Raw genomic sequence first — 22,630 nt, 5'->3', positions numbered from 1 at the left:
AATTTAGGACCTTCAATGGAGGAGATCGCAATTTTGACCCGGCGATTGGTTCTAATCCCTAGCCCCTGTGGTTGGTCAACGCAATTTGCTTGTTGGGAGCCCTTGGCAGCCAAGCACCAAGCAGGTGATCTCTCATCGGCTGACCGATCCCCCACCATGCAGCAGCCGGTGCCTCTTCGGAGAGCATCGCAGAATTGATGGTTAAGATGTCTGTCTCACCTGGTATCCTGGAGTGTCAGATATCAAGGGGTTCATGTGTTTCCAGTAATTGATCTCTTCGCCGGGCCGGGCGGCCTAAATGAAGGATTCTCAAGCGTCAAGGACGAGCGGGGCGACTTCGTCTTCAAAACGTTGGCGTCTTTTGAGATGGATAGTCTTGCCTGCCAGACGCTCAGGCTACGAGCGACGTACCGGGAGCTAGTTCGATCCGGAGGGGATCTGCAGCCCTATTTCGACTACATCCAGGGCAAGAATACGTGGCAGTCCACTCTCACGGGTGATTTCAGGGAAGCCTATCTAGCCGCGAAGTCCCACGTCTACCAGGTTGAGCTTGGTGAGAAAAATCGCCCTGAGGTGGACAACTTCATCGAACGGCAGCTCGGGCCGGAGAATCGACGAGGTCATTGGGCGCTAATCGGCGGGCCCCCGTGCCAGGCATATTCCCTTGCCGGGCGGTCCCGCAGGACTGGAGACGAGGCGTTCGCATCAGACCACAAGCATTTCCTCTACCGCGAGTACCTCCACATCCTGGGCAAGTTCAAGCCAACGATTTTCGTTATGGAGAACGTCAAAGGGCTTCTCTCGTCGAAAAATGGCGACAGCAGCATGTTCCAAACCATACTGAGCGACCTCAAGCGGCTCCCCGGTGGTGCGAGCTACGAAATCCGTTCATTGGTGGTGGAAGCAGATCCCAAGGACTTAGACCCGTCCGACTTCATTATCCGTTCCGAAGAATATGGTGTGCCGCAGAAGCGACACCGCGTGATTCTGCTCGGGGTTCGAAGTGACGTCGCCGCCATCATTCCTCGACTCGTTCTCGACAAAGCCGACGGGCCAGTTACGGTCCGCGCAGCCTTGCAGACGATGCCCAGCATTCGAGCACAGACCTCGGGCAGGAAACCGAAGGTCGATCAAGACTGGCGCGCCGTTCAGGCTGATGCGTTAAGCCATGTACGGACGATAGATGTAGCGTCGAAGCCGGAACCAGTAAAGGCAGGAGTTCTGGCAGTGGATTCCTACGAATCGTGGATCCTAGATGACAGGTTAACGGTACCCGTGCATCACGAGCCCCGCGCACACATGGTTTCTGACTTGGCGCGGTATCGCGTGATGGCAGAGCTTGCGGAGCGCTTGGGAAAAAGCCCGAAGTACATCGACTTACCGGCAAAGCTCCATCCCGAGCACCGAAATGTCGGCAAAGTAGGAACTCCCTTTACAGACCGCTTTAGGGTGCAGGTTTGGGACGCACCCGCCACGACAGTTGTCTCGCACATCTCGAAAGACGGGCACTACTATATTCACCCGGATCCTGAACAGAACCGCAGCTTCACGGTACGGGAAGCCGCGCGTCTCCAGTCCTTCCCCGACAACTACTTCTTCGAAGGGGCCAGAACGCAGCAATTTCACCAAGTGGGGAACGCCGTCCCACCCCTGCTGTCTAGGCAGATCGGTGACGTTGTAGCCGACATGCTGGGGTCCCTTAAGGACTAAAGGCTCGGAATCCCTTCGCATTAGCGGATGAGACAAGATTAAGCAGTCTGGCGGACTGACGCTCCGTCGGGAAGCCCGACTTCCTGCCCGTCACCAGGTCGAGAATACTCAGGTCGGTAGGGCTGCCGACACCGTTTCCCAAAGAGAATTCGCGCAGCTCCAGCCAGTGTTCCTTGCTTATCTCAAAGACGCGTTTCTGTTGGTTGATTCCGTTGTCGAGCTTCTGCGTTTCCTTGCCGGCTCGTCCCCTTTGCTCCACGGCGGCAGGATCAACGAGCCCCGCGAGGAAAGCCTCGGGCAGCCGCATTGGTATCGCGCGGACCAAGTCCCAACAGGCTACTTTCTTGGCCCACTCGGTAACGTTTTGAGTTGGCCGATGTTCACTCGTCAGCGCGGCTTGCACGGAGCGACTGATTTCTATAGCCAAGTCCAAGACGTACTGGGGCACGGCTTGAGAGCGCCAAATCAGGTCGAAGTCCATCAATCGGCCACGCCCCTGCGTCTCAACCAGGTTTGCCATTTTCGCCACTGTGTAGGTGACGATATTGGCAAGATAGGCCCGGTCTCGCTGATACCAGTCAGTATTCCTCACGGCTGAATGGATAGCCGAAAACAGGATTGCCTTGGAAATCGCGTCTTTAAAATAGATCTCATTGATGGCAGATTCGTCTCTTTCCCATGTCTTCGCGACCATTTCGGCAAAAGAGACGAAGTTCTTCTGGGCACCTGCGCTGACGATATGAGGCCGCTGCTCCCATGACATCACGAATTTTGCCAGAGCCGGCTTGTCGAACTTCTGGTGTTTTGGATTGAGCTTGTCGAAGCGTGAAGCCTCCGCTCTAGGGAGCTTATTCTTTTCATTTTCGTACTGACCGCGTGTTCGCTCGTAGTACCACTTGGTGTTGTAGGTCGCGCCCGCCACGGTCGGGGCTAGTACCCGCCTTGACAGCTCTTCGATGCGAACATGGTACGGGCTGTTAGAAAAGAAGTCGGCTGCGCTAACAGCATTTTGACTGTTGGCAAACCTTGAAATGCTGGGCACGAGTTCGCTGGCCACAGAGGGCGCAACCACAACCAGCTTCATGGGGACGAAGACGTTCTGAAGGACAGCTTTGTCACTGTGTTCCTTGTCGACGAAGAACAACGACGCCGTCGTCTGCCCGCCATTGACGATCTGGAGATCCTCGATAGTCAGAATGGTTGATTTCTCACTGTCCGTTTGTACTGCCGTGGCAGTCGCTGTGATTCCGTTGTTGAACGCCATGAAATTTTGAGGTGCAGAGTAGATAGTCTCGCGAATGCCCTTATTCACCTTCCCTCTGTTGGTCAGGTAGGAACGCACGTTGCTCTCCAGCAGCCTGCTGCCGTACCGGCCGTATAGTCCTGCCAGGACACTTCCAGGCACGGATGCAAGGTAGGTCGCAAATTCCGGAGTTGACTCAACCTTTAGCGCGGGGAGACCCGCCTCCTCCCACTCTCGCAGGTCGATTTGTAGCGCTTCCCGACCGCTCTGCGATTCGTGCAGTTGATGCAGTCGGTCAACGTCCCAAAGCTGGTAATCGACGGGGATGCCGTTCAAGGCTTCGCTTGGAAGCTCCCGCAGCCGGTTGCTCAGCTGAGCATCTGTAAGCAGATAGAGCCGGTACCGTGAGACGTTGCCTCCGCGATTGCGGAGGTCGTATGCGAGCTGATAGGCCGGCGAGCTCTCCTCTCGGCCCTCCAAAAAACTTCCGTCGAGCGACTCGGCCAGAAAGTACTGAAGCGCTTTCAGAGCGCCTTTGGCATCTGCGGAGGAAACGACTTGGATTTCAGGCGACCCGACGTAGATTGTCGCGATTAGCGAAACACTATTATCGGCGTTGTCAAGGTCGTAACCGTTCACCTTTAGCCTTCGCCGACGCGTCCCAGTTCCGTCGAAGTCAACGGTGACTACGTCATCAAACTCGCCGGCCTCGGTGAGCAGTTCCGCGCAATGTCGCCCGAAGGCCGTCGCACTGAACTCACCTTCAGCGTCGGCCAAAGACCCAACGGAAGCGAGCAGGTTCTCGTGAAAACTTTGAACGTTCAATTTAGATGTCCCCGTAGTTTTGCATCCGGCTAAGTGCCGTGTTTGCGTCGATTGCGAATTCGTCGAGTATTGATAGCTCGAGGCGATACTTCACACCTGACACGCCTCGCGTCAGGTCTCGCGGCCTGATTCGGGGAAATTCGTCAGACACGGTATAAAAGTCCAATCCGCGGCTACTGAAGTAGATCCGGCCGTAGAACTCCTCGCTTGGGTCAAACCCCAGCTCATCCAGTGCGCTATCAAATGCTTCAAGATCTCCGTCGTCAAGAGCCACGGACTCCCTCGCCAAGACGACTTTATCGGCAAGCGACGTGAACCCGAGGAGGGACTTCGCGCTATCGGCAACTTCAACGGATACTAGAACGATACTGTCTCCGTCGAGCTGATACTCGGAAGCAATCCTCAACGCGTGAGTGCTGGCATGCCGGCTCTTCACCTCGTAGTGAACATCGACGAACTGAAAGTCCTGGTCGGATCCATAGGGTCCCTGCCAGCCTTCAACAACCAAGGAGGACCCAACTCGCTGTCCAAGGACATTGAATCCGAAGTCCAATTCCGCAAAAAGGCCCCTACATTCCTCCATGCTGAGTAGTCGTTTTCTCGAGCCTTGAAAGAGATGGCGCCACTCAGCAAAGCACTCCATAGCGGTGGAGATCCCAGCGCTCTCAGTCATTGATTCGGACACCTTTTTGTGCACGTGGCCGCACAGCTGCATAAACACCTCGCTGAACCTGGCGTCCTCCAAGGTGAGCAGAAGAATCCACGTCCCGTCGTGCTCGCGTTCCGCCCGAACGATCGTTACTGCGTCTGAAAGTTGCGGAAGGCCCGGGGGTTGGTGGGTGATCAATCCAAAGCTCAAACGTCCGACTTCGTCCGCACCGTAGACCATCCGGGTGGCCAGCATTGGGTCAAGTTCCCGCAGGGTCACAAGTCCCCCGCAAACTTCGGTCTGCCAGCGCTCGGGCGTCCAAGATTCAACCGTCACGACAGCTCCTCATAGTCAGCCATCCAGTACCTCTGAGCCACCTTGTTCAGCACGTACTTAACCCGGCCGTTCTTACTGTTGTATTCGGAATCAGACGTCGGCAAGGCAATCTTAAGGGCGATAAAGGCAGCTTTGGGATCCCTCGCAGCCACAGTGAGTTCACTCATTAGCTCGGAAATCTCCGGTGTGACAGTTAAGTTCTCATCCGGTAGGACCCCATCATCATGACTGGGTTCGACCGCGTAAACCATCAGCTGGGGACGGGGTAGATGTCTGTAAAGCGCGCGCTCGGGAAGAAACCCACCTTGCGCCGAAACACTCACTTCGGCTGTTTCGACGGATAGTTGGTCTAGGTAGGCTGCAATTGCCTCTGCTTCCACATCCGGATCCAAGACTTTACGCAAATCATCGCTCCCGGCGAGCCGAGTCTTTTTTCCGCTCACCCAGAGCGATGACCCCGTGAGCGTGCCATCGTTGGCCGTCAGTTGACGAAGCATCAAGGCGCGGCCAACTTTGAACACCGACTTTCCAGGCACAAGCTCAGCCAAACTTGGCTGCTCCGATTCCCCCTTCTTCTTGGGCCCATTCATGAAGGTCACGTCCCATGTTTGGAACTGCTCGCCCGGACTGGCCCGAACCATCCTTTCCAGCCCGCTTCCCGTGAAGAAGATGTCATCGTCTGCTGCCTTGTAAATGTGCAACAGGTCGGCGACGAGGTCCTTAGGGACGTTTCTAAATCGCGTATATCCTCGCGCGGATTCGTCGGTTGAACAGCCCGAAGCGAGAGCAGCCTTGGCCAACTTCTGAGCGGCATCAAAGTTCTCGGCTTGGACTGCCGGGTTCGCTGACAGCTTCCGGGTCTCCAAGTTTCGGCCAAGGAGGTTGACTTCCTTCTCGTACTGGACAGTGTGCTTCATTTTGTTTCGTGCCGTGATGAGCAGTGATTCCGGATGCTGCTGGACCGCCAAGCCAAAATCACGCGGGGTCATGTTGTTCCGACGCATGTGGGCGAGATCATCTCGGAGTTCCTGGATGGCGGCACCCACGAACCGATAGTCCGCTGCGGATTTTTCGCTGATCCACAACCGACAAACATCTTGGAAACCGTCACGGTAGCCAAACCACCGGGCCATCTGCATCATTGTGTCGGCAGCACCAACGCTACGGTGGAAGTAGCTGACTACTAGGCCATCCAACGTAAGTCCTCGACTGAGCAGGTCACCGCCGACCGCGATCTGCCTCGTCGGCACCTCCTCGCGATAGTCCTCGTCCTCGGCCTTGTCCACACTTGAGTTGTAGACCTTGACTCGGACATCTGCGACAGATTTGTGAAGCTCAGCAAGAATCGAGGTCCAAGACGGACCCGTTGAAGCGAACTGCTTTTCGAACGTCGACTTCAGCTCGTCGAGAACGGCGTTGCTTTTCCCCGCTGAGTAGGTGAGCGCATGCAGTTCGATAGCCGATTTGTAACGGTACAGTTCTTCGGTCAAGAGGTCACCAACAGTATCTTGGACGTTTGTAAAGCGAGATACATTGACCAACATTGAACGCTTGGGTGGCGACTTGACCCGAGCATCCAAGATTGCATTCGATATGAGAAAGGTCCTAAGCGCCTCTTTGAGGCTCTCTGGGAGGGGGCCAACAACTTGTGTTTTCCGGTGCTTCAAAGGGATCCATTGCTGAGCATCGGTCAGGTAATGCACCGACTGCGGACGGTCCTCTTCGTCAGTACCAAAAGTTGCCCGTATTCCAACGTAGTTACTGGGAGCCTCGAGCGGGTAGATGTAGTCCTCGGGGAAGAGATCGTCCACGGCTTCACCATCGTCCTGTACGATTCCGGACGCTTCATAATCAATGAAGATGTTGGCGAAAGGCGTCGCCGTAATCGCCACATAGGATGACCGCGTAAAGCTCGACAGAATCTTTCGGATTGAACCGTTGATCGCGGTTGGGTCCTCCGCCTCGTTTGTGTTCACTGATGCGTAGTCCGATTCATCATCAAGAAGCAGCACAGGAAGGTCTATCCTTCCGTGGTTGTCGGCCTTGCCTCGAGCCCAGCCGTTGACCGCGTCCAAGACAAACTTGTTCTTCTTTAGGACGAAGACAAGGGGGCCTGAAGAGCTCGAGGGAAGCGGAACATCAATCCCGTTCTTGGTGGCCTGCAAATAGTCCATCAAGACGGTGGTCAGGCTCGTGGCGTTGGCAACCTCCTGGTCAATCTTCCCGACACCGATGTGTACGTCCTTGAGAACGGCGCCCTTCGGCATCCCGACTCGGCGGGTATCTCTGCCAATAAAGCCCTCGTCCACCCTTTCGTGGGTTTGACGCCTGAGGTATTCGGTGTTGCCTGAGAGAATGATGACAAGGCGGTACCCAGCGTCGGCCGCCTTATTGATTAGTGCCAAGTAATTCTGCGTCTTGCCGGACTGCACGTCACCAATGATTAGGCCCCGCCGGTTCCACCGACCTGGCTTTTGCGGGTTGCCAGCGAGGTCCAAAACGTCGTCTGTGAATTTGTCGAGCCGATCGAGCACGCGTCCAGAACGCCCTTGTTTGGACAGCATCTTCCGGTACGCACGCCACCTGCGCCAGTTGATCTCCGGCTTCATTTCTTTAAGCCAAGGCTCATGATCTTTTTTTATGACGGGGCCAGGTCCGGGCCCCGGGATGTCTGCACTCACCGCCGCTAGCACATGCCGGACGAGCTGTTCAAGTTCATCATCGCTGGCATCGGTTCGCATAATTGGTGTAAATGCGGTGAAAGCAGCCCTCACGTCCTGTTCTTTGAGCCCCGTACGCGTTTCGCCCGTGGAAGGATCCGTAAGGTACCCAAAAACGGCGCCCTCGAGGGCGGACAAAGGGAACACCATGGTGGGATTAGTCATCAGCTATTTACCACATTCTCAAGAATTCCGCGCGCGCGGGGATGGGCATTAAAAGGTTCGGAATTAAGCATTGAGTCCACGAACCGCTCCGGACCAAGTGCCCCGCTTAGCGATTCCCAAAGGGATACAGCCAACATGTTCAACTCGACGTCGTCGGCCGAATGCGGCGAATGAACTGCATCCTGTCCGAGTCTGTTGTAAACGTCTTCCACTGGAAACGACTGCTCCAACATCGTGATTAGCGCCCCCAACATCCTTGATTCATCTGATGCCATGCTCGCTTCCAAGACAACGATCGCCGGGTGGTTTCGATTGATTTCGTAGCGGAAGCTCGTCCGGTCATCGACCACATCCCAGAGATGACTCACGGGGCCGGAAGCAGCGCGCCGCCCTCGGTACTCGTGCACACGCCGGCTTGGGCCGACGATGTTGTCCGCAATTTGTCGCAGCCGATTTCGAATGGCCGGGGGAGGTACAGCCTGAGCCTTCTTGATATCCAGCGCCCACAGATGGTCCAAAGTGTTGGGAATGTCAACCCTGACTCGGGCGAGCTTGCCAAGCTCCTGCTTGGGGGCGATCCGGAACCAAGTTCCCCAAATAACGAGCCGCTTTTCCCGATAGATGTAGAACCCTTGGCTGTCCCTCAGGGACCCATCGACCTGCGCCCTTTGCCTGTCGGCGCTGCTGAGTTTGTTAAGATGGGGCAGCGTAAAGGGCCGAAGTTCGATAACTTCCCCTTCGACGTGAATCTTTTCGAGCGGACCTGCCTGAGTTGCTCTGTGAGACTGAAGCAGTGGGTCGGCACCTTCGATGGCCCGATAATTTATAGCAATATCGAATTTGCGGCCATGTTCGCCCGCCAAATACCGGTGGAACACAAGCCCCAAGTGCTTTCGGACTCGCACCATGCTCTCGTCGAACCCTCGATCCAGGTCTCCAGCCATCGCTTCCAGCTGATCCAGCTTTCGCCAGATCACGAGAGTGCCGGTCGGCTTCTTATCCAATTCTGCGAATTCTGGAAGTGTTTGGCATTCGTCTTCAGCGAGCTGCAGCAAACTCCAAGTGCCCGACTCGATCAGATAATCCAGATCCCACCTGTAACCGTGGAGCTTCCCGTCCTTCTTCGAGACGACAGTCAGATCGCGGCATTGCGAGATGGAGGCGGTCTTGAGACCGAGGCCAAATCTTCCAAGATCATTTGCTGCTCTGCCTGAAAGCGAGTTTTTACCGGCTAGTCGCATGGCATTCTGAGCCTCGGAGGGCGTCATACCGGCACCGTCATCAATGACGGCAACGTAGCCCTCCCCCTCGCCGGAGAAGAGAAGATCAACGCGGGATGCGCCGGCCGTGATCGAGTTGTCGATCAAATCCGCGATAGCCGTTTCGAGGGTGTAACCCACGGCCCGCATCGATTCCATGAGATGCGGATCGGGCACCATGGTTATCGTTTCAGTCAATCTCTCCCCCGTACACTTCAATCGATCGGCCTCGGCGGCTCGATGGTGAGATAACACTAACTGCACGGGCCGACACAACTCGGCGTCTGGATGCCGAGTGTCGCCGTAACTGCTCCTATGGTTATCGGCATCGATTCTCTTCCTGTAACCTGCTGGGGCCGGCAACCTGATGAGCATCCGAGCAAACTTGAACTCATATCTGATAAACAGATTCAATGACTCAGCCCCACGTCTTCGTCGCCATGGCGGACATCCTCAATCTTCGATGCGACGCATGGCTCCTGCCAACTGACTCCACAGTGAACATTGAGCGGCCCTGGCTCGCGGCTTACCCCGACCTAAGAACGAGGGCCGCCACATCCGCATCGGAATACTTCCGTAGCGGGAGCGCGCTGGCCGAGGCAGTTCATCCGTGGGAACGGGGATTTCCTCGACCCATCATGACGGCAGTCCCCGACGACGGGCATTGGGGTTCGTCCGTCGTCGCAGAGCGTCTTGAAGAGTTTGTGCGCTGCGCCGTCAAAAACACGCCGGCTCCAGACGACCGACCCTACAGACTTCTCGCGTTGCCCTTTTTCGGAACCGCCGCCGGTGGAGCCGGCAACCACCTAGGCGCCGCACTTCGCGACATCCTCGACGCAGCCATCGAGCTGTCAAGTCGCTATGGAGTCGACATCGTTCTGGTACTTCGAGACAGAGCAGCCTTTTCCCTGGCCCAAAAGCTGAGGCGCGAGGTTCGCGATGACTCGTCATGGCCAACCCTGGGCGCCCAGCGGCATGAAGAAGCAAAGTCGTTAGGCAAGAAGGCGCGTTCCGGACACTTGGTACCATTCCTCGGCGCCGGAGTCAGCGTCAGTGCCGGAGCGCCAAGCTGGGGCCAGCTTCTCGACAAACTGAGGACCGGTATCCAGCTCAAAGAATCAGAGGCAAATGCCTTCGAAGGACTAAGCATGCTCGACCGGGCCGGAGTTCTTGAACAGCTATATGCCCTTCAACACGGATCCAAGCAAGCTTTCGGGGAAGCTGTTGCGGCGGCGGTGGACCTACCGAGATACGGGCTCGCGCCGGCTCTTCTTACTGCGTTGCCATCGGCCGGCGCAATTACTTTGAACTACGACAGGCTTTTTGAAATGGCCTGTAAGGATGCCCAAAGGCCACGGACAGTCATGCCAGAGAATATCCCGGCCGAAGGGAGCAGCTGGCTCCTAAAGCTGCATGGCTCGGTCAGCCAACCGGAAAGTATTGTCCTGACTCGTGATGACTACCTCGGCTACAACAGCAATCGGGATGCCCTGTCTGCGCTAGTCAAAGCGCATCTACTGACTCACCACCTCTTGTTTGTTGGCTTCGGACTCGCCGACGACCATTTTCATGAAATCGTTCATGACGTCCGGCGAGCCCTTCCGGTCGACGCCTCGAAGCAGCACAGGATGGGAACGGTCCTCTCGCTCTTCCAGGAGCCACTGCAGAAGCTTGTCTGGGAAGGGAAATTGGGCATACTCCACATGGCTGACGCACCCGCACCTGACGCTACCGCGGCCGAGCTGCGCGCCTCCATCGCGAGGGCCGGAAGAGAGCTGGAAATCTTCTTGGACATGCTGGCCGCCTACGCCACCGACAACCACTCTTACCTTTTGGCCCCCGCGTACAACGGGGGCCTCGCGGACGACGAACTCATTTTGCGTCGGCAGCTTCTCGACATGGCCTACTGGCCGCGGTCCGCGGGAACGGCCGAAGTGTGGGGAGTGCTCGACAATGCATTGAAGGAATTGGGTTTTGCCGGAATGTCCGAGGCATGACGGGTGTGAAGTGTTCCGCGTTCATTCTGCGTGTCTCTGAGAAGATGCCCGCACCCACAACCGCGACGGCCTCCCCCGCGTCCCGTCCGACATCTGCCCGGTCCCCTCAAGCTTCGGCTCCATGAACCGCCGGAACGTGTCCCGCATCAATGTCTCCCCCGCCACCGCTTCATGCAGCGTTCGCAAGTCACGCAGCGTGAACGGCTCATCCAACAATGCACCCGAATCCGGCATCTCCGCATAAGCGGCCCGCATCCATTCCACAGCCTTCGCCACGATGTCCGTATGACCGTATGGCAACCCAGCCACGACCCTAGGTTCGTCAGTCACCGAAGCCAGCCTGACGCCGTCGGACTTGAGCGCCTCCCCCAGCGCCGCCAACGGAACCACATCAACGTGCGCCACAGAGAGCACCCAGCCGCGGTCGTCCCGAGCGGGGTCGTCGAAAACGTGCAGCTGCCGCGGAACGCGGCCTGAGATACCGGCCTTCTCGCGGAGGCACCGCAGCACCGCGTCATTCAGCCGCTCGCGCTCGCGAAGGAAGGTGCCCGGCAGCGCCCACTCGCCTGCCCGGTCTCCCTGGTCCCGCCGGACAAGGAGCACACAAACACTGCCCTCCGCCACTGTCAGCACCGCCGCGTCCACCGCAACCGACGGCCGGGGGTAGTCGAGCAGGGAGAGTCCGGAGCTGTCTTTGGAATCCTTCACAGAACCATTTATCGCAGGGTTGCGCAAAAGAAGCAAGCGGCGCATACTTATTTCAGTTAGCGCAGATTTGCGATAAATCATCGGGAGGTTCCCATGAGGGTTCAACAGCTTCACGTCGGCGTCGGCAGCACGCTCGGCCCGCTGACCATCTTTCCCGTCTGGACGGCAGGCCCCGGACAGCTGGGCATCAGCACCGGCACCCATGCGGACATCGTCGTGACAGAACTCGCCAGCGGAGCCCAAGTGGGCAAGCTGACAGTCACCAACAACGGCCCCAGGCCCGCGCTTCTCCTGGAAGGTGAGCTGCTCGAGGGCGGCCAGCAGCACCGGACCTGCGCCCGCGACGTCGTCCTCGGAGCAGGCGAGACCCGCGACATCGACACCTACTGCGTGGAGGCCGGCCGCTGGCAAGCAGGCGAGACCAACCACCGCCGCCAGGGCCGGCGCGCTCCCCTGAACGTCAGGGCGGAGCTCGTTTCCCGCACGGAGGAACGCGGCGGCGCTGGCCGGCAGGACCGCATCTGGGAGCGGGTCCGTCGCTTCGACGCCGCCCGCGGCCCGTCGGCGACGAGTTCCCTGCTGGACCACCTCGACGCCCACCGTGCTAACCGGCGTTTCGACGTCGCCGATGCCCCGAACCCAATTGAAGGCCAACGCGGAGTGGTGATCGGGCTGGGACGTCAGCCACTTCTGCTTGAGGTCTTCGGCACGCACACACTGTTCCGCAGGCACTACCGCCAACTCGTTGAATCCGCCCTCCTGGACGTAGAACTGCTGCCGCTCAACCTCCTGTCTGCCGGGGCCATGCCGGGTCAGCGTGCTCGAGACTTCGCCGCGGCTGTGCAGGCCATGAGCTTCGGATCGTTCGACGACCGCCTGACTACTGTCGAGGTCCGGCAGCACGGTTCCCTGCGCAGCCGCAACGTCGGCGGGCGGACCGGAGCGCTGGAAGGCGCGGGCATCGCCGTCGCACTCCCCGACCGCCAGCCCGAACTGGCACACCTGACCGGATGGAACACCAAACACCGCCTGATGGAGATCGCATGATACTGAACCCATTGCAGAATGACCGCGCCGCCGGAGTCCTGGTCGCCATGGCCGCGGGAGACGCGCTCGGCGCAGGCTACGAATTCGGTGCTCCGCTTCCCGACGGCGCCGAGGTAACCATGAAAGGTGGCGGTCCATTCGGCTTCGCGCCGTCGGAGTGGACCGACGACACGTCCATGGCCATCCCGATCGCGCAGGCATTGCTCGAGTCTTCTTCCGCCGCGGGTTCGGGTTCGCCAGCCGTCCTGACCATGATTGTGAGGGCATGGGCCGCTTGGGCCACGGACGCAAAGGACGTGGGCGCACAGACCAGCTCGGTCATTGCGGCGGCGCGCCGGCTCGCTTCGGCGGCTGGCCGGGACAAGGTCCACGCCGCCGATTTCACTGCCGCGGCCGCGGACTTCCACTCCTGTACCGGCCGCAGCGCGGGCAACGGATCCCTCATGCGAACCGCGCCGTTGGCCCTCGCCTACCTGGACCGGGACCCGGCTTCCTTGATGGCTGAGGCGGCAGTGGTCAGCGCGCTGACCCATACCGATCCGGACGCACAGGAAGCCTGCGGGCTCTGGTGCGTCGCCATCCGAAAGGCCGTCCTGACCGGAGAGCTCGATGTCCGGGCTGGCCTCCCTCTTCTGCCTCCCGGGCGGGCGGCCGTCTGGCTCAAGCGCATCGAAAGGGCCGAACGGTCTCGACCGCGGGACTTCGAACACAACGGCTGGGTGGTGGAAGCACTCCAGGGAGCCTGGAGCGCCATCCACCTTGCTGGCCTGTCGACGTCGGGTCCGGCGCATCTGCGGGCGTCTTTGGAGGAGGCCGTCCGTGGCGGGCGCGACACGGACACCGTGGCCGCAATCGCCGGCGGCCTTTTGGGAGCTGCGCACGGTTACACCGCGGTGCCCTTCGAATGGCGGCGGAGCCTGCACGGCTGGCCAGGGTTGCACGCCCGCGACCTCATGACCCTCGGCATGGAGCTCGCCCGCGGCGACGGTCGCCGCGATCACGTCTGGCCCCGCGCCGCGCATCAGGACTACAGCATGTGGGGCCGCACCGATGTGCTGGTCAAGCACCCGCACGACGACGGCGTGTGGCTGGGTGGGGTTAGATCCCTTGCGCGGGTTGCGGAGCTCGGAATCGATGCCGTTGTGTCCCTGTGCAGGCTGGGCGTGGAGGACGTGCCGGATGTCCCGTCCTGTGATCAAGCGACCTTCTGGGTCGTGGATTCTGCGGAGGCCGGCGACAACGGCCAACCGGGTTTCGTGCTGAGAGAGGCCTCTGCCGCCGTCGAACTCTTCCGGTCCGAAGGCAAAACGGTGCTGCTGCATTGCGTGCGGGCAGAGTCTCGGACCCCGACGGTGGCGGCTCTTTATGGGGCGACGGTCGCCGGCATCGATCCGCTACGAGCGCTGGAGGACATCCGGCGCGTGTTGCCGGCGGCCCAGCCGAACCAGTTGTTTCTGAAGTTGCTTGTCAAAACCAACGCCGGGGCACCCACCGCGGCAACTAATCCTACCTAGCAGTTGCGAAATATTGTCCGAACCTACTGATAAGAATGTGACCATGACAACTACTCCTGAACTCAGTCGGGAGCAGCGCGACACCGCGATGGTGGAACGCTACTCAGACGGCGAGACCCTGGACTCTATCGGCCAGAGCTTCGGTATCACCCGCGAGCGGGTCCGGCAGATCATTTCGAAGGTCGGTGGCACGAACGCCGAGCAGTCGCGGCGGAACCGAATTGCGGCGAAGGAAGCTTCAGTGAGGGCCGCCCATCAAGAGTTTCTTCTGATTTACGGCGAAACTGCCCGGCAGATGGCCAAGCGTGGAGTAACCCGGCCGGACGCCGTGATGAAGCTACAGGCCCTGTACCCGGCAATCGACGTCGATCTTGCCGAGGAGGCTTTGAAAGCATCCACGATTGTTTTCGACAAGTACCAAGCCGAGGACATCTTCTCGAAGGAGGCGCTCGCCGCCGGGGTCTGGTATCTGCTCGGCGCAGAGTTGGGCCTTGCCCCGGCTCCCGAATGGGCGGCGGTTAACCTCGACCTGTCACTCATAAGGGAACTTCGGGCAGCGCTCGAATCTGCCGAGGCCACCCCAAGTGACGTTGCCACGATCCTCGGTGTCGTTGGTGCTGCCCAGAGGCGCCTTACCGAGCAGCCAGAGGCTAGCATTACGGGCAAACGCTATGACGAGCTCCGGGACGAACTCGTGATTGCGCTTGGTCTGGTTTCAAGGCAGGGTGCATTTCCTTGGCCTCCCACGCGTCAGACCGTCATGAAGCGGTTCGGTGGATGGAACGAAGCGCTCGAGGCTATGGGCATCGGGACCACCAAGCAAGGGCGCACCAAGGGACTGCTGAAGTTCACTCGGGAAGAATACGACGACGCCGTTCGGGACTTCTGTTTCACGTCCACTCTCGCCGGAACTAAGGCAACATACGCAGCCTACGACGAATGGGTCAAGCAGGAAGTTGCCGCGGGCCGGCCGAGGCCAGTGGGAGCTTCGGTGCGAAACATCTACGGAACGTGGACGGATGCTCTCCGCGCTGTTCAAGATTAGGTGGCCAAGTTGGAGGAAATAGAGTCTTCGCTTGATGAGGTACCTGCTGATCCGCGCAAAACAACCGGGCAAGCCGTGCGATCATTTTTGGCCGGTGATCCCTTGCTGACAATTGCTTCTGCGGCGAACCTAAGAAGCTACAAGACTCTGGATCTCCTTAGTTCTCGCGTCGCCGATCGTGCCGAAGCAGAGCGGACAAGGTCCTTGAGGATGCGCTGTAACTCGACCTCCAAGGCTTTGCTGAATGAAGAGCGACTCATTGGCAGGCTCAAGAACTCCGGAATAGCTCCCTCCGAGATCCCTATTGTTTTGGTCGCGCTCGGAAAACAACTCGACATCGACATCGCCGTGGCGCTGCTCCGAAAACCAGGAATGCTTGCGGATGCATCGCTGAGGCACGATCTGGATGCCCCTCCGGCAAAAGTCACGTTCAGCGGTGCTGAGTACCGTGAAGCGGCAGCGGCATTCATGAACGACTACCACCACTTTGGGTCGCCAAAAGATGTGGCAAGCTACGACAGCTGGGTAATTGCCGAAACCTGGGCTCGCCGTGAGCGACCGTCTGTCATCGCAATCCGAAGGTACTTTGGGGCTTGGGAGTCCGTGATCGGTGCCGTTCAGCCTCCGGAAATCGAGGGCGAGTTCGATGGCATTGTCAGGGCTCTCAAAGACGCTCACGTCGTTCAGGAACGTTGGGCAAGAGCAGGCGAACAAGTAAGCGAAGTTCTTGCAAACATGCAATGGAATTCGTTCCTGAGCATTGACTACGGTGACAACGCCGACGGACCGAACCGACCCTACGCCCAGGCCAGCCTGAGCGCGGACGGTGTTTGGTGCGAAATTGTGTCGGCGGAGTTTCTGCCAGGAGAACAATGGCCCATCGACGCCGACTACCTCCTTCGAAATGGCTGGTCGCCGCCGGACGAGAATGTTCCAAATTGGTACTTGCAAGCAGTTCCGCCTCTTGAGGCAGGACACCAAATACTTGAAGGCCTGAGATACGGCAGGCAGTGCGATGATGCCGAGAAGATCCGTTTGGCATAAGCGGGGGATTATTTTCGCGGGGAATCCGGGCTTGACGAGACGCGTTCGTGTCGCTTCAGCGAGGAAGCCGTCCGCTGGCTAACGTTTGGATCAGCGAAAGACAGGAAGGACGGTCAGTCAGGGTGGGAGCAGCTATGACGTGCATACCGGAGGAACCGGAATTCGGCGACGGTCAGCTGGCCGAGAAAGCTGTCTGGGACGCCCTGCGGAAGAGTCTCCCCGACGACGCAGTCCTGGCCCACTCGGTCCAGGTGCGCGACGGCCGGGCAGAGCACGAGATCGACATGCTCGTCCTCTGGCCTAATGTCGGGATAGCGGCCATCGAGGTCAAAGGTGGACAGGTCACCATTGCCAATGGGCAGTGGTATCAGTCCGATCGAAACGGAAAACACAAGATCCAGAGTCCCGTCGCGCAGTCGCAGAGCTCCCTGCACGCCTTCAAGAACTGGCTCGAGAAACAACTTGGTTCACGGCTGAGCAGCCGCTGCGCATACATGGTGAGCCTGCCCTACACGGGCGTACCCCACGACTGGGCTATGGCTGGCTGCGCCCGCTCGCTCATCCTTGACCAGACCGACAACCAGTCCCCCGCCGAACTGGTGCGGCGGGCAATAGAGAACGAAGGTGGCGGGGCCTCCCCATTGGCCCCGGCCTTCCTGGAACGCATCGTCCGTCAGCTGAGCGGAGACTTGGACACCGTCGTCGGGACCTCCCGCAATCCCAAAGAGGATGAAGACGCGCAAGACCACCTCACCGAACGTCAGGCAGTGTTGCTCCAAGCAACACGATCACTCCCTCGGATCCGGTTTACCGGTGGTGCGGGCAGCGGGAAGACCTGGCTGGCAGTGGAGAAGGCCCGCCTGCTCAGCAAACAGGGCAAGCGCGTCGGTCTCTTCTGCTACAACAAGGGCCTCGGACAATACCTGCAGGACCGGGTTTCCACTTGGCGTCAAGCCAAGCCCGTCTTCACCGGCGAATTCCACGAATACGTGCGCGGGCTTGGCGTTCCTGACGGTTCCGGGCAGGCCTACTTCGACGAGGAGATGCCGCGGCTCCTCAAAGAACTCGCGGCCGGGCTGGAGCAGCACGAGCGGCTGGACGCCGTCGTCGTCGATGAAGCGCAAGACTTTGCCCCGCTGTGGTGGGAAGCGCTGCTGGCCTGTACTAAGGACCCCGACGGCGGTGAGGTCTTCGCGTTCATGGATGACCGCCAGGACGTCTACCGCAGGTGGGGAGGCGCGACGGCGGACCTGACTCATGGGCCCACGGCAAGTTTTGTGCCCATCCACATTGATGACAACCTCCGAAACACCCGAAAGATCGCCGAAACCTTCAAGCCCTTCGCCGGAGAGCACTTCACGCCTCGCGGCAGCACGGGCTTACCCGTCAGGCTAGTGGATTGCCCCACAAACGAGGCTCTCGACGTCGCCGGAGACTGCGTAGACTCGCTCATCGCCGAGGGGTGGACCAACAACCAAATCGCGCTCCTCACCACCAAAGAGCGTCATCCGGTGCATCTCGACTTCTACGAACGCGGGGCCACCGAAGACTACTGGCGCGAATTCCACGCAGGGGAAGCTGAATTCTATGGTCATGTGCTCGGCTTCAAAGGGCTGGAACGATCCGTTGTGGTCTTATGCGTCAACGGCTTCAAGGACATGGACCGGGCGGCCGAGCAGCTCTATGTGGGATTGTCCCGGGCACGGAGCCTGCTCGTCGTGGTGGGTGACTTGGCGCTACTGGAAGAGGCGGGCGGCCGGGAGCTGAAGCTTGCCTTAACACGGGCCGAGAGCTGGGTACCCGGGTGAGCGACTCAGACCCGTTAACCGCAGTTCGGTGCACCGGAGGCGACCAAGAATAGGCGCAGGGCGTCTTTCTGGCTGCGCGTCATTAGCCAATTCGAGCGTTGCGAATCCTCAGATTTGAATCAAAGTAGGCGCAAATCGCAGGTGCCAGCGTATGATTCATTTTGCAATTGGCTAACCCTTGGCTTAGTCTTCAACCCTCAGGTGAATGCTGAGGATTCTTGTTGTTTGAAATGAACAGAAACGCGGGCGTTTGTGAAATGGCGCATGGAGGCACACCGTGAATAAACCACAGTCGCATGGTTCGCCTGAGGATGACCTCAGGCAGAGCGATGACCCTTCGATCCCCAACGATGGTCTCCTCCAAGATACCGATCCGTCCGGGCGTGCAGAAGCTTCAACCATAGCAACAGATCCGCCCACGAAGGTTTGTCCAAAATGCAGCGTTCAAACCACGACCTTTGGCAGCTTTTGCCCGAATTGCGGTTCTGGCTATGATGCTCAACGCCGTTTTGCGAAAATCAACAAACGTGCGGTATTCATTGTCGCGGCCGTCCTGATCATGGTGGCTAGCGGGATCGGAATCGCTTTAACCCTTCAGCACTCAAATCAGGTGAACGCGGAACAGGCCGCCGCAACAGCATCCGCTGAAGCCTCGAAAAAGCGTGATGCTGATGATGCTCAGGCATCAGCATCAGCGGCGGCCGCAAAACAAGCCGCTGATGCGTCTGAGCGTAAGCGGCGGCAGTCAATAGTCACGGCCTTGGAGGATTCCGTCCTAAAGGATGCACAGTCGCGCGTCACTGAGGGAATTCTCACTGGGCCTATTACTCTTGCCTCGTGCACTCCGCTGGGCGGTGGCTCATCGGATGACCTGACGGCAATCACGGGGACGTTCCAATGCATTGCCGTCAACAAAACCAATGCAGACGGGTCCTCGTCCGGCTATCGTTTCTCCGCAACCGTCAACTGGAACGCCTCCAGCTATTCTTGGCATCTGGGGAGCTAACCGTTAGCCGATCTCACCACGGCCGAGGCCGCGCTCGGTGACATGGCAGGCCCATTTTTGGGACGGAATCCCGATATCGGTACTCGTAGCAACGACCGCCTTCAGCGGCGCGACCACAGCAACGAGGGGACCGCAGCGGGGCGCCGCGGACGTGGGCATTTCGGATCGCACCGCTGCCATCTATTCGACGCATTCGTGGATCTTGAGAGCGATGCGGCCCATCTGCTGAAGGAGTGAGGCAGGGTCTTGATCAAGGTCGACGGCATGGCATTGGATACTGGCGTTATGGCCAATGATTTCGTGGACATGCGGTTCTTCCTCGCCTTTGGCGTAGATGAGGTGTCCCGTGCGAAGCGCGAACCGGACGCAGTAGGCGAGCATCTGGTAAATGTCCGCATTGGGATAAGTGGAATTTTTGGGTGCTTTGTATTTAGCGTCGATGACCGCGTTTACACGCGCCCCGTCCTTCCAAATGAGATCAGGCCGTAAGTTGATGTTGCCGCCAATATCAAGGCACTCGCCTTTGACTTGGGCTTCGACAGATCCTCCTATTTCTCTAAGGCTGTCTCCCAGAGCCGTGGTCACGAAGTCTTCGAAGATCTGCCACATGTCGAACAGGAATGCTGTGGCGACGATTTCTCCTGGACGCTGTTCCAAAGATGTGTTTCGAAGGATGAGCTGTGCCAAGATGACGGCGTCCCGATATCGGGCGTTTAGTCGGGTGAAATGCACGGTAGGCAAGCCGATGCCATGGGGCAAAGTGCTAACTCCGTCCAGGCTTTGCGTCAGTTTTTTGAGAACCGTGCGGTGCTTTCGAGCCAGCGACGGCATTCGCAGAAGTCTTTGCGCAGCGCCTAACAGCATCTTGTTTTCAGCGATGTCGATAGTGAACTCATCGAAAACGACTTGCGCTGGTAGGACCAGTCCGCCGCGCCGGCCAACTTGCGCAGCCACATCGAGCCTTCCCCGGAATATGTGAAGCGACTCGTCAATGGTTTCGTACCCTTGCAGTAGCCCCTGTCCAATTGCCTTTCCGGTTTGACGAATGAAAGCCTCAGCCACGGTGTTGAGCAATTCATCGTCCAGGTCGATAGTGACGTCGTGTCGTTTCCAGAAATCCCGTTCCGCCGAGAAGCCCATCAGGAAAAAGAGCCGTGGAATCGAGACCTTTGGCCGGATGTCGATCTGGTAGTCTCCGACGCGGACGACGCCGACTTTCCGGATATTTGACACTATCCACTCACCGGCCCCAGCTGGAGTCGTGGTGGCGACCTCGAATTTGCACAGTGCAGCAGCGACATCGGTCGGAAGCTGGATCGTGAGGGGAACCGCTCCCTCGGCGAGGTGTACCCGCTTCATTCTTCGTTGATCGCTTCATCCGGATTCTCAGGCGCAGGTGCTGGAGCTAACCCTGCCCGAAGTGTGGCCAGGCTATAAACCTGCTCGACATGTAAGCCCTCACCGTAATGGTGTTCGGCGAGAAGAGGCAGAATCTCATATTCCCAGATCTCTTCAATCTGACCTGGGAGGAACTCCTTGTTCTTGGGCATGAGGTAACTGGGACCGATCTGGAAGTCCGAGTCGCCGATTCTGCGGTTGACGGCATCGAGGAGGTCCGCCGCTTCGTTGCCCAACCCATGGTGGGCGAGCCACTTGCGCAAAACCGATTGGGCTGGCTCTCGCTGCGGGTGCAGCTCGACAAACGAAAAGCGCCGGCGCATCGCCGCATCAAAAAGAGCTATGGAACGGTCGCTGGTGTTCATGGTGCCGATGAGGAAAAGATTTGACGGCAGCGTGAAGGAGTCGTCATCGCTCTCGCTGTACTGCAACTTGATCGGAGTGTCACGGTATTCCAGCAAGAAATAGAGCTCCCCGAATATCTTTGCAAGGTTGCCCCGGTTGATTTCGTCGATGATGAGCACGTAGTTAAACTCGGGATTTTTGACCGCTTGGTCGACGATCCTCCGAAGCGGCCCGTCCTGGAGCTTGTAAGTCAGTGAGCCGTTGTCCGAGGTCACCGGACGATATCCCTGGAAGAAGTCTTCATAGGAGTAGCTGGGATGGAACTGGACAATTTCCGTGTACTTGGCGTCTCCCGCGACATGCTCGGCTAGTCGCATCGCGACATAGGTTTTTCCTGTGCCGGGAGGTCCATAGAGAATGATCTGCCCACGTCGTTCAAGCAGATTCAACTGCTTCTGCAGCCACCCTTCGTCGATGAAAAGTTCCTGCGCCAAGGCTTGGTTTGCAGGGATGAATTCGCGCCGTTCCCCCAACATTGGCGAAAGTACGTCCTCGTCGTTTGTCACCTCCGGGGACCTGATGGATTGATCTGCTGTTGGCGAGACATTCCATTCGTTCTTCAGCGCATCCGCATAGAAGCCCACCGGCTGCCCCGTTTTCTGCTGGAGCTTCAGCACGATAGCGAGCAAGTCGCGGTCGACGTCTCCAGTGGGTTCAGTGATTTCGCCCGTGAAAGCGGCATGGATCCGGGCCTTGTGGTCCTCGGAAACAATCGGTGTTATGTACTGCGGGTGGACAAGGTAAATCAGGGCATTCCTTTGAGTGCGAAAGCCGTGTCCAGGGAGCTCGTTGACGAATTGTCGCCACGCCCAGACATCAGCTAGAAGCAGTTCCTTTTCGGTTTCGGATTTGTCTAGCCAGGCGTCGAGCAGCCGGATGATCAAGACGAGCGCTTCGTAAAGTTTGTTATTCATGGCCTGCCCAGGGTCGAAGCTTCCGACCTTGAAGGCTTTGATGATTTCGGCCGGAATCTGTACCGGATGATCCATGTATCCCAGTAGCGTCTGCACGCGTTCCTTCTTGGCACGTTCACCGATTCGGTTCGGACTAATCGGAAGTAACTGCCAGCACACCAGTTCCGCCATCAGCAGCCGTGCGTCGTCGGAAACGTCGGCGAGCTGCATTTTGAGCTTGCCCACAAAGTTCCCGGCATCGGTTTCGGGCGCCTCGACGAAGACCCCGAGAAGCTCGTTAACCGGTCCTCTTGCCCACACGATCCTGCCTTCCGAGAATACGGAGCCTCCTTCTTGCAGACCGCGCTGGGCAAACGCCAGAGCTGCATCCCGAATGATCTCCTCATCCCTGTTCCCCGCGACGATCGTGTCCCGAAGCTGCTCCCTCTTCTTTTCGGCGCTGAGTGCGCTCCAGGCGTTGTAGCGGTTTCTGGCTTCGGCCGCCAGCGCCAAGGCGTCAGGGAAATCGAGGAGCGCCCGTCTTCCGTCATCCGTGATCTTCCACAGACCCGTACCGCTCTTTTCTAACCATCCGGCCTTCACGAGGTCCACCGTCGACCAAGCCAAGTTCACTTCCGCCCGAGTCCTACCATCTGATACAGGCAGTGACTCCGGGCCCTCAGGGGGGATACGTTCGAAGACTTGTGGGAAGATTCCATCAGAACCGGTGGTCTTATATAGGCCGTCAGGTTGATCCCCAAGAAGTTCCAGAATCAGGCGCAGGCGCCGCGTGTTGTTTTCCGCTACTGACATGACGAGGATCTCCTATTGCAACTTAGAGGCTAGATGCAGGCTATT

The 22,630-nt window shown here is 58.5% G+C and carries 15 protein-coding genes; 8 read left to right on the top strand and 7 right to left on the bottom strand.

Annotated elements, in window-relative coordinates; genetic code table 11:
* Positions 1 to 255: 255 nt before the first annotated feature.
* A complete protein-coding gene (locus tag QRN45_RS07480; RefSeq protein ID WP_284762850.1) occupies positions 256 to 1,710 on the top strand; it encodes a DNA cytosine methyltransferase in 1,455 nt (484 codons plus the stop codon).
* Here QRN45_RS07480 and QRN45_RS07475 read toward each other — a convergent pair.
* The 4 genes from QRN45_RS07475 to QRN45_RS07460 are packed head-to-tail and all read right to left on the bottom strand — an operon-like array spanning position 1,700 to position 9,105.
* Positions 1,700 to 3,778 (bottom strand): AIPR family protein, encoded by a 2,079-nt coding sequence (locus QRN45_RS07475; RefSeq protein ID WP_284762849.1) that lies wholly within the window; start codon positions 3,776 to 3,778, stop codon positions 1,700 to 1,702. The genes QRN45_RS07480 and QRN45_RS07475 overlap by 11 nt on opposite strands.
* Position 3,779: 1 nt before the next feature.
* Positions 3,780 to 4,763, bottom strand: coding sequence for a PD-(D/E)XK motif protein (locus tag QRN45_RS07470; RefSeq protein ID WP_284762848.1), 984 nt, complete (start codon positions 4,761 to 4,763; stop codon positions 3,780 to 3,782).
* Positions 4,760 to 7,648 (bottom strand): Z1 domain-containing protein, encoded by a 2,889-nt coding sequence (locus tag QRN45_RS07465; protein ID WP_284762846.1) that lies wholly within the window; start codon positions 7,646 to 7,648, stop codon positions 4,760 to 4,762. Before QRN45_RS07465 ends, QRN45_RS07470 begins: the two co-directional genes overlap by 4 nt.
* Entirely contained in the window at positions 7,648 to 9,105 is a 1,458-nt protein-coding gene (locus tag QRN45_RS07460) for an ATP-binding protein (RefSeq protein WP_284762844.1), read from the bottom strand. The genes QRN45_RS07465 and QRN45_RS07460 overlap by 1 nt, the downstream gene beginning before the upstream one ends.
* A 215-nt stretch (positions 9,106 to 9,320) precedes the next feature.
* Between QRN45_RS07460 and QRN45_RS07455 the strand changes: the two genes are divergently transcribed.
* Positions 9,321 to 10,904: an SIR2 family NAD-dependent protein deacylase gene (locus tag QRN45_RS07455; RefSeq protein WP_284762842.1), complete on the top strand. Its 1,584-nt coding sequence runs from the start codon at positions 9,321 to 9,323 to the stop codon at positions 10,902 to 10,904.
* Between the two features lie 21 nt (positions 10,905 to 10,925).
* Here the strand turns inward: QRN45_RS07455 and QRN45_RS07450 are convergent, their stop codons facing one another.
* Complete coding sequence (locus QRN45_RS07450; protein ID WP_284762841.1) at positions 10,926 to 11,612, bottom strand: NUDIX hydrolase; 687 nt, start codon at positions 11,610 to 11,612, stop codon at positions 10,926 to 10,928.
* Between the two features lie 93 nt (positions 11,613 to 11,705).
* Between QRN45_RS07450 and QRN45_RS07445 the strand changes: the two genes are divergently transcribed.
* From QRN45_RS07445 to QRN45_RS07420, 6 genes are all read left to right on the top strand, one after another.
* Positions 11,706 to 12,659 carry an ARPP-1 family domain-containing protein gene (locus tag QRN45_RS07445; protein WP_241710048.1) on the top strand — a complete coding sequence of 318 codons (954 nt, stop codon included), beginning with the start codon at positions 11,706 to 11,708 and terminating at the stop codon, positions 12,657 to 12,659.
* Complete coding sequence (locus tag QRN45_RS07440; protein ID WP_284762840.1) at positions 12,656 to 14,173, top strand: ADP-ribosylglycohydrolase family protein; 1,518 nt, start codon at positions 12,656 to 12,658, stop codon at positions 14,171 to 14,173. Before QRN45_RS07445 ends, QRN45_RS07440 begins: the two co-directional genes overlap by 4 nt.
* A 43-nt stretch (positions 14,174 to 14,216) precedes the next feature.
* Positions 14,217 to 15,218, top strand: a complete 1,002-nt coding sequence (locus QRN45_RS07435; protein WP_241710046.1) for a sigma factor-like helix-turn-helix DNA-binding protein — start codon at positions 14,217 to 14,219, stop codon at positions 15,216 to 15,218.
* Between the two features lie 9 nt (positions 15,219 to 15,227).
* On the top strand, positions 15,228 to 16,262 hold the full coding sequence (locus QRN45_RS07430; protein WP_139359561.1) for a TY-Chap domain-containing protein: 1,035 nt from the start codon (positions 15,228 to 15,230) through the stop codon (positions 16,260 to 16,262).
* 134 nt (positions 16,263 to 16,396) lie between these two features.
* A complete protein-coding gene (locus tag QRN45_RS07425) occupies positions 16,397 to 18,070 on the top strand; it encodes a nuclease-related domain-containing DEAD/DEAH box helicase (protein WP_241710045.1) in 1,674 nt (557 codons plus the stop codon).
* Between the two features lie 277 nt (positions 18,071 to 18,347).
* Positions 18,348 to 19,076: a hypothetical protein gene (locus tag QRN45_RS07420; protein WP_284762839.1), complete on the top strand. Its 729-nt coding sequence runs from the start codon at positions 18,348 to 18,350 to the stop codon at positions 19,074 to 19,076.
* Between the two features lie 180 nt (positions 19,077 to 19,256).
* On the opposite strand, the gene QRN45_RS07415 is transcribed toward QRN45_RS07420, so the two are convergent.
* Complete coding sequence (locus QRN45_RS07415; RefSeq protein ID WP_241710043.1) at positions 19,257 to 20,435, bottom strand: McrC family protein; 1,179 nt, start codon at positions 20,433 to 20,435, stop codon at positions 19,257 to 19,259.
* A complete protein-coding gene (locus QRN45_RS07410; RefSeq protein ID WP_284762838.1) occupies positions 20,432 to 22,585 on the bottom strand; it encodes an AAA family ATPase in 2,154 nt (717 codons plus the stop codon). Before QRN45_RS07410 ends, QRN45_RS07415 begins: the two co-directional genes overlap by 4 nt.
* Positions 22,586 to 22,630 lie beyond the last annotated feature (45 nt).

The organism is Arthrobacter sp. efr-133-R2A-63, assembly GCF_030209795.1.
In the GTDB taxonomy this organism is placed as follows: Bacteria; Actinomycetota; Actinomycetes; order Actinomycetales; family Micrococcaceae; genus Arthrobacter; species Arthrobacter bambusae_A.
Note: the sequence above shows the minus strand (reverse complement) of the source record. Positions and strands in the feature narration are given on the sequence as shown.

Bases quoted from the DNA above. Each gene is read 5' to 3' on its own strand.
- QRN45_RS07425 (WP_241710045.1), top strand. From the start codon at position 16,397: ATGACGTGCATACCGGAGGAACCGGAATTCGGCGACGGTCAGCTGGCC.
- QRN45_RS07415 (WP_241710043.1), bottom strand. From the start codon at position 20,435: ATGAAGCGGGTACACCTCGCCGAGGGAGCGGTTCCCCTCACGATCCAG.
- QRN45_RS07445 (WP_241710048.1), top strand. From the start codon at position 11,706: ATGAGGGTTCAACAGCTTCACGTCGGCGTCGGCAGCACGCTCGGCCCG.
- QRN45_RS07410 (WP_284762838.1), bottom strand. From the start codon at position 22,585: ATGTCAGTAGCGGAAAACAACACGCGGCGCCTGCGCCTGATTCTGGAA.
- QRN45_RS07465 (WP_284762846.1), bottom strand. From the start codon at position 7,648: ATGACTAATCCCACCATGGTGTTCCCTTTGTCCGCCCTCGAGGGCGCC.
- QRN45_RS07455 (WP_284762842.1), top strand. From the start codon at position 9,321: ATGACTCAGCCCCACGTCTTCGTCGCCATGGCGGACATCCTCAATCTT.
- QRN45_RS07435 (WP_241710046.1), top strand. From the start codon at position 14,217: ATGACAACTACTCCTGAACTCAGTCGGGAGCAGCGCGACACCGCGATG.
- QRN45_RS07440 (WP_284762840.1), top strand. From the start codon at position 12,656: ATGATACTGAACCCATTGCAGAATGACCGCGCCGCCGGAGTCCTGGTC.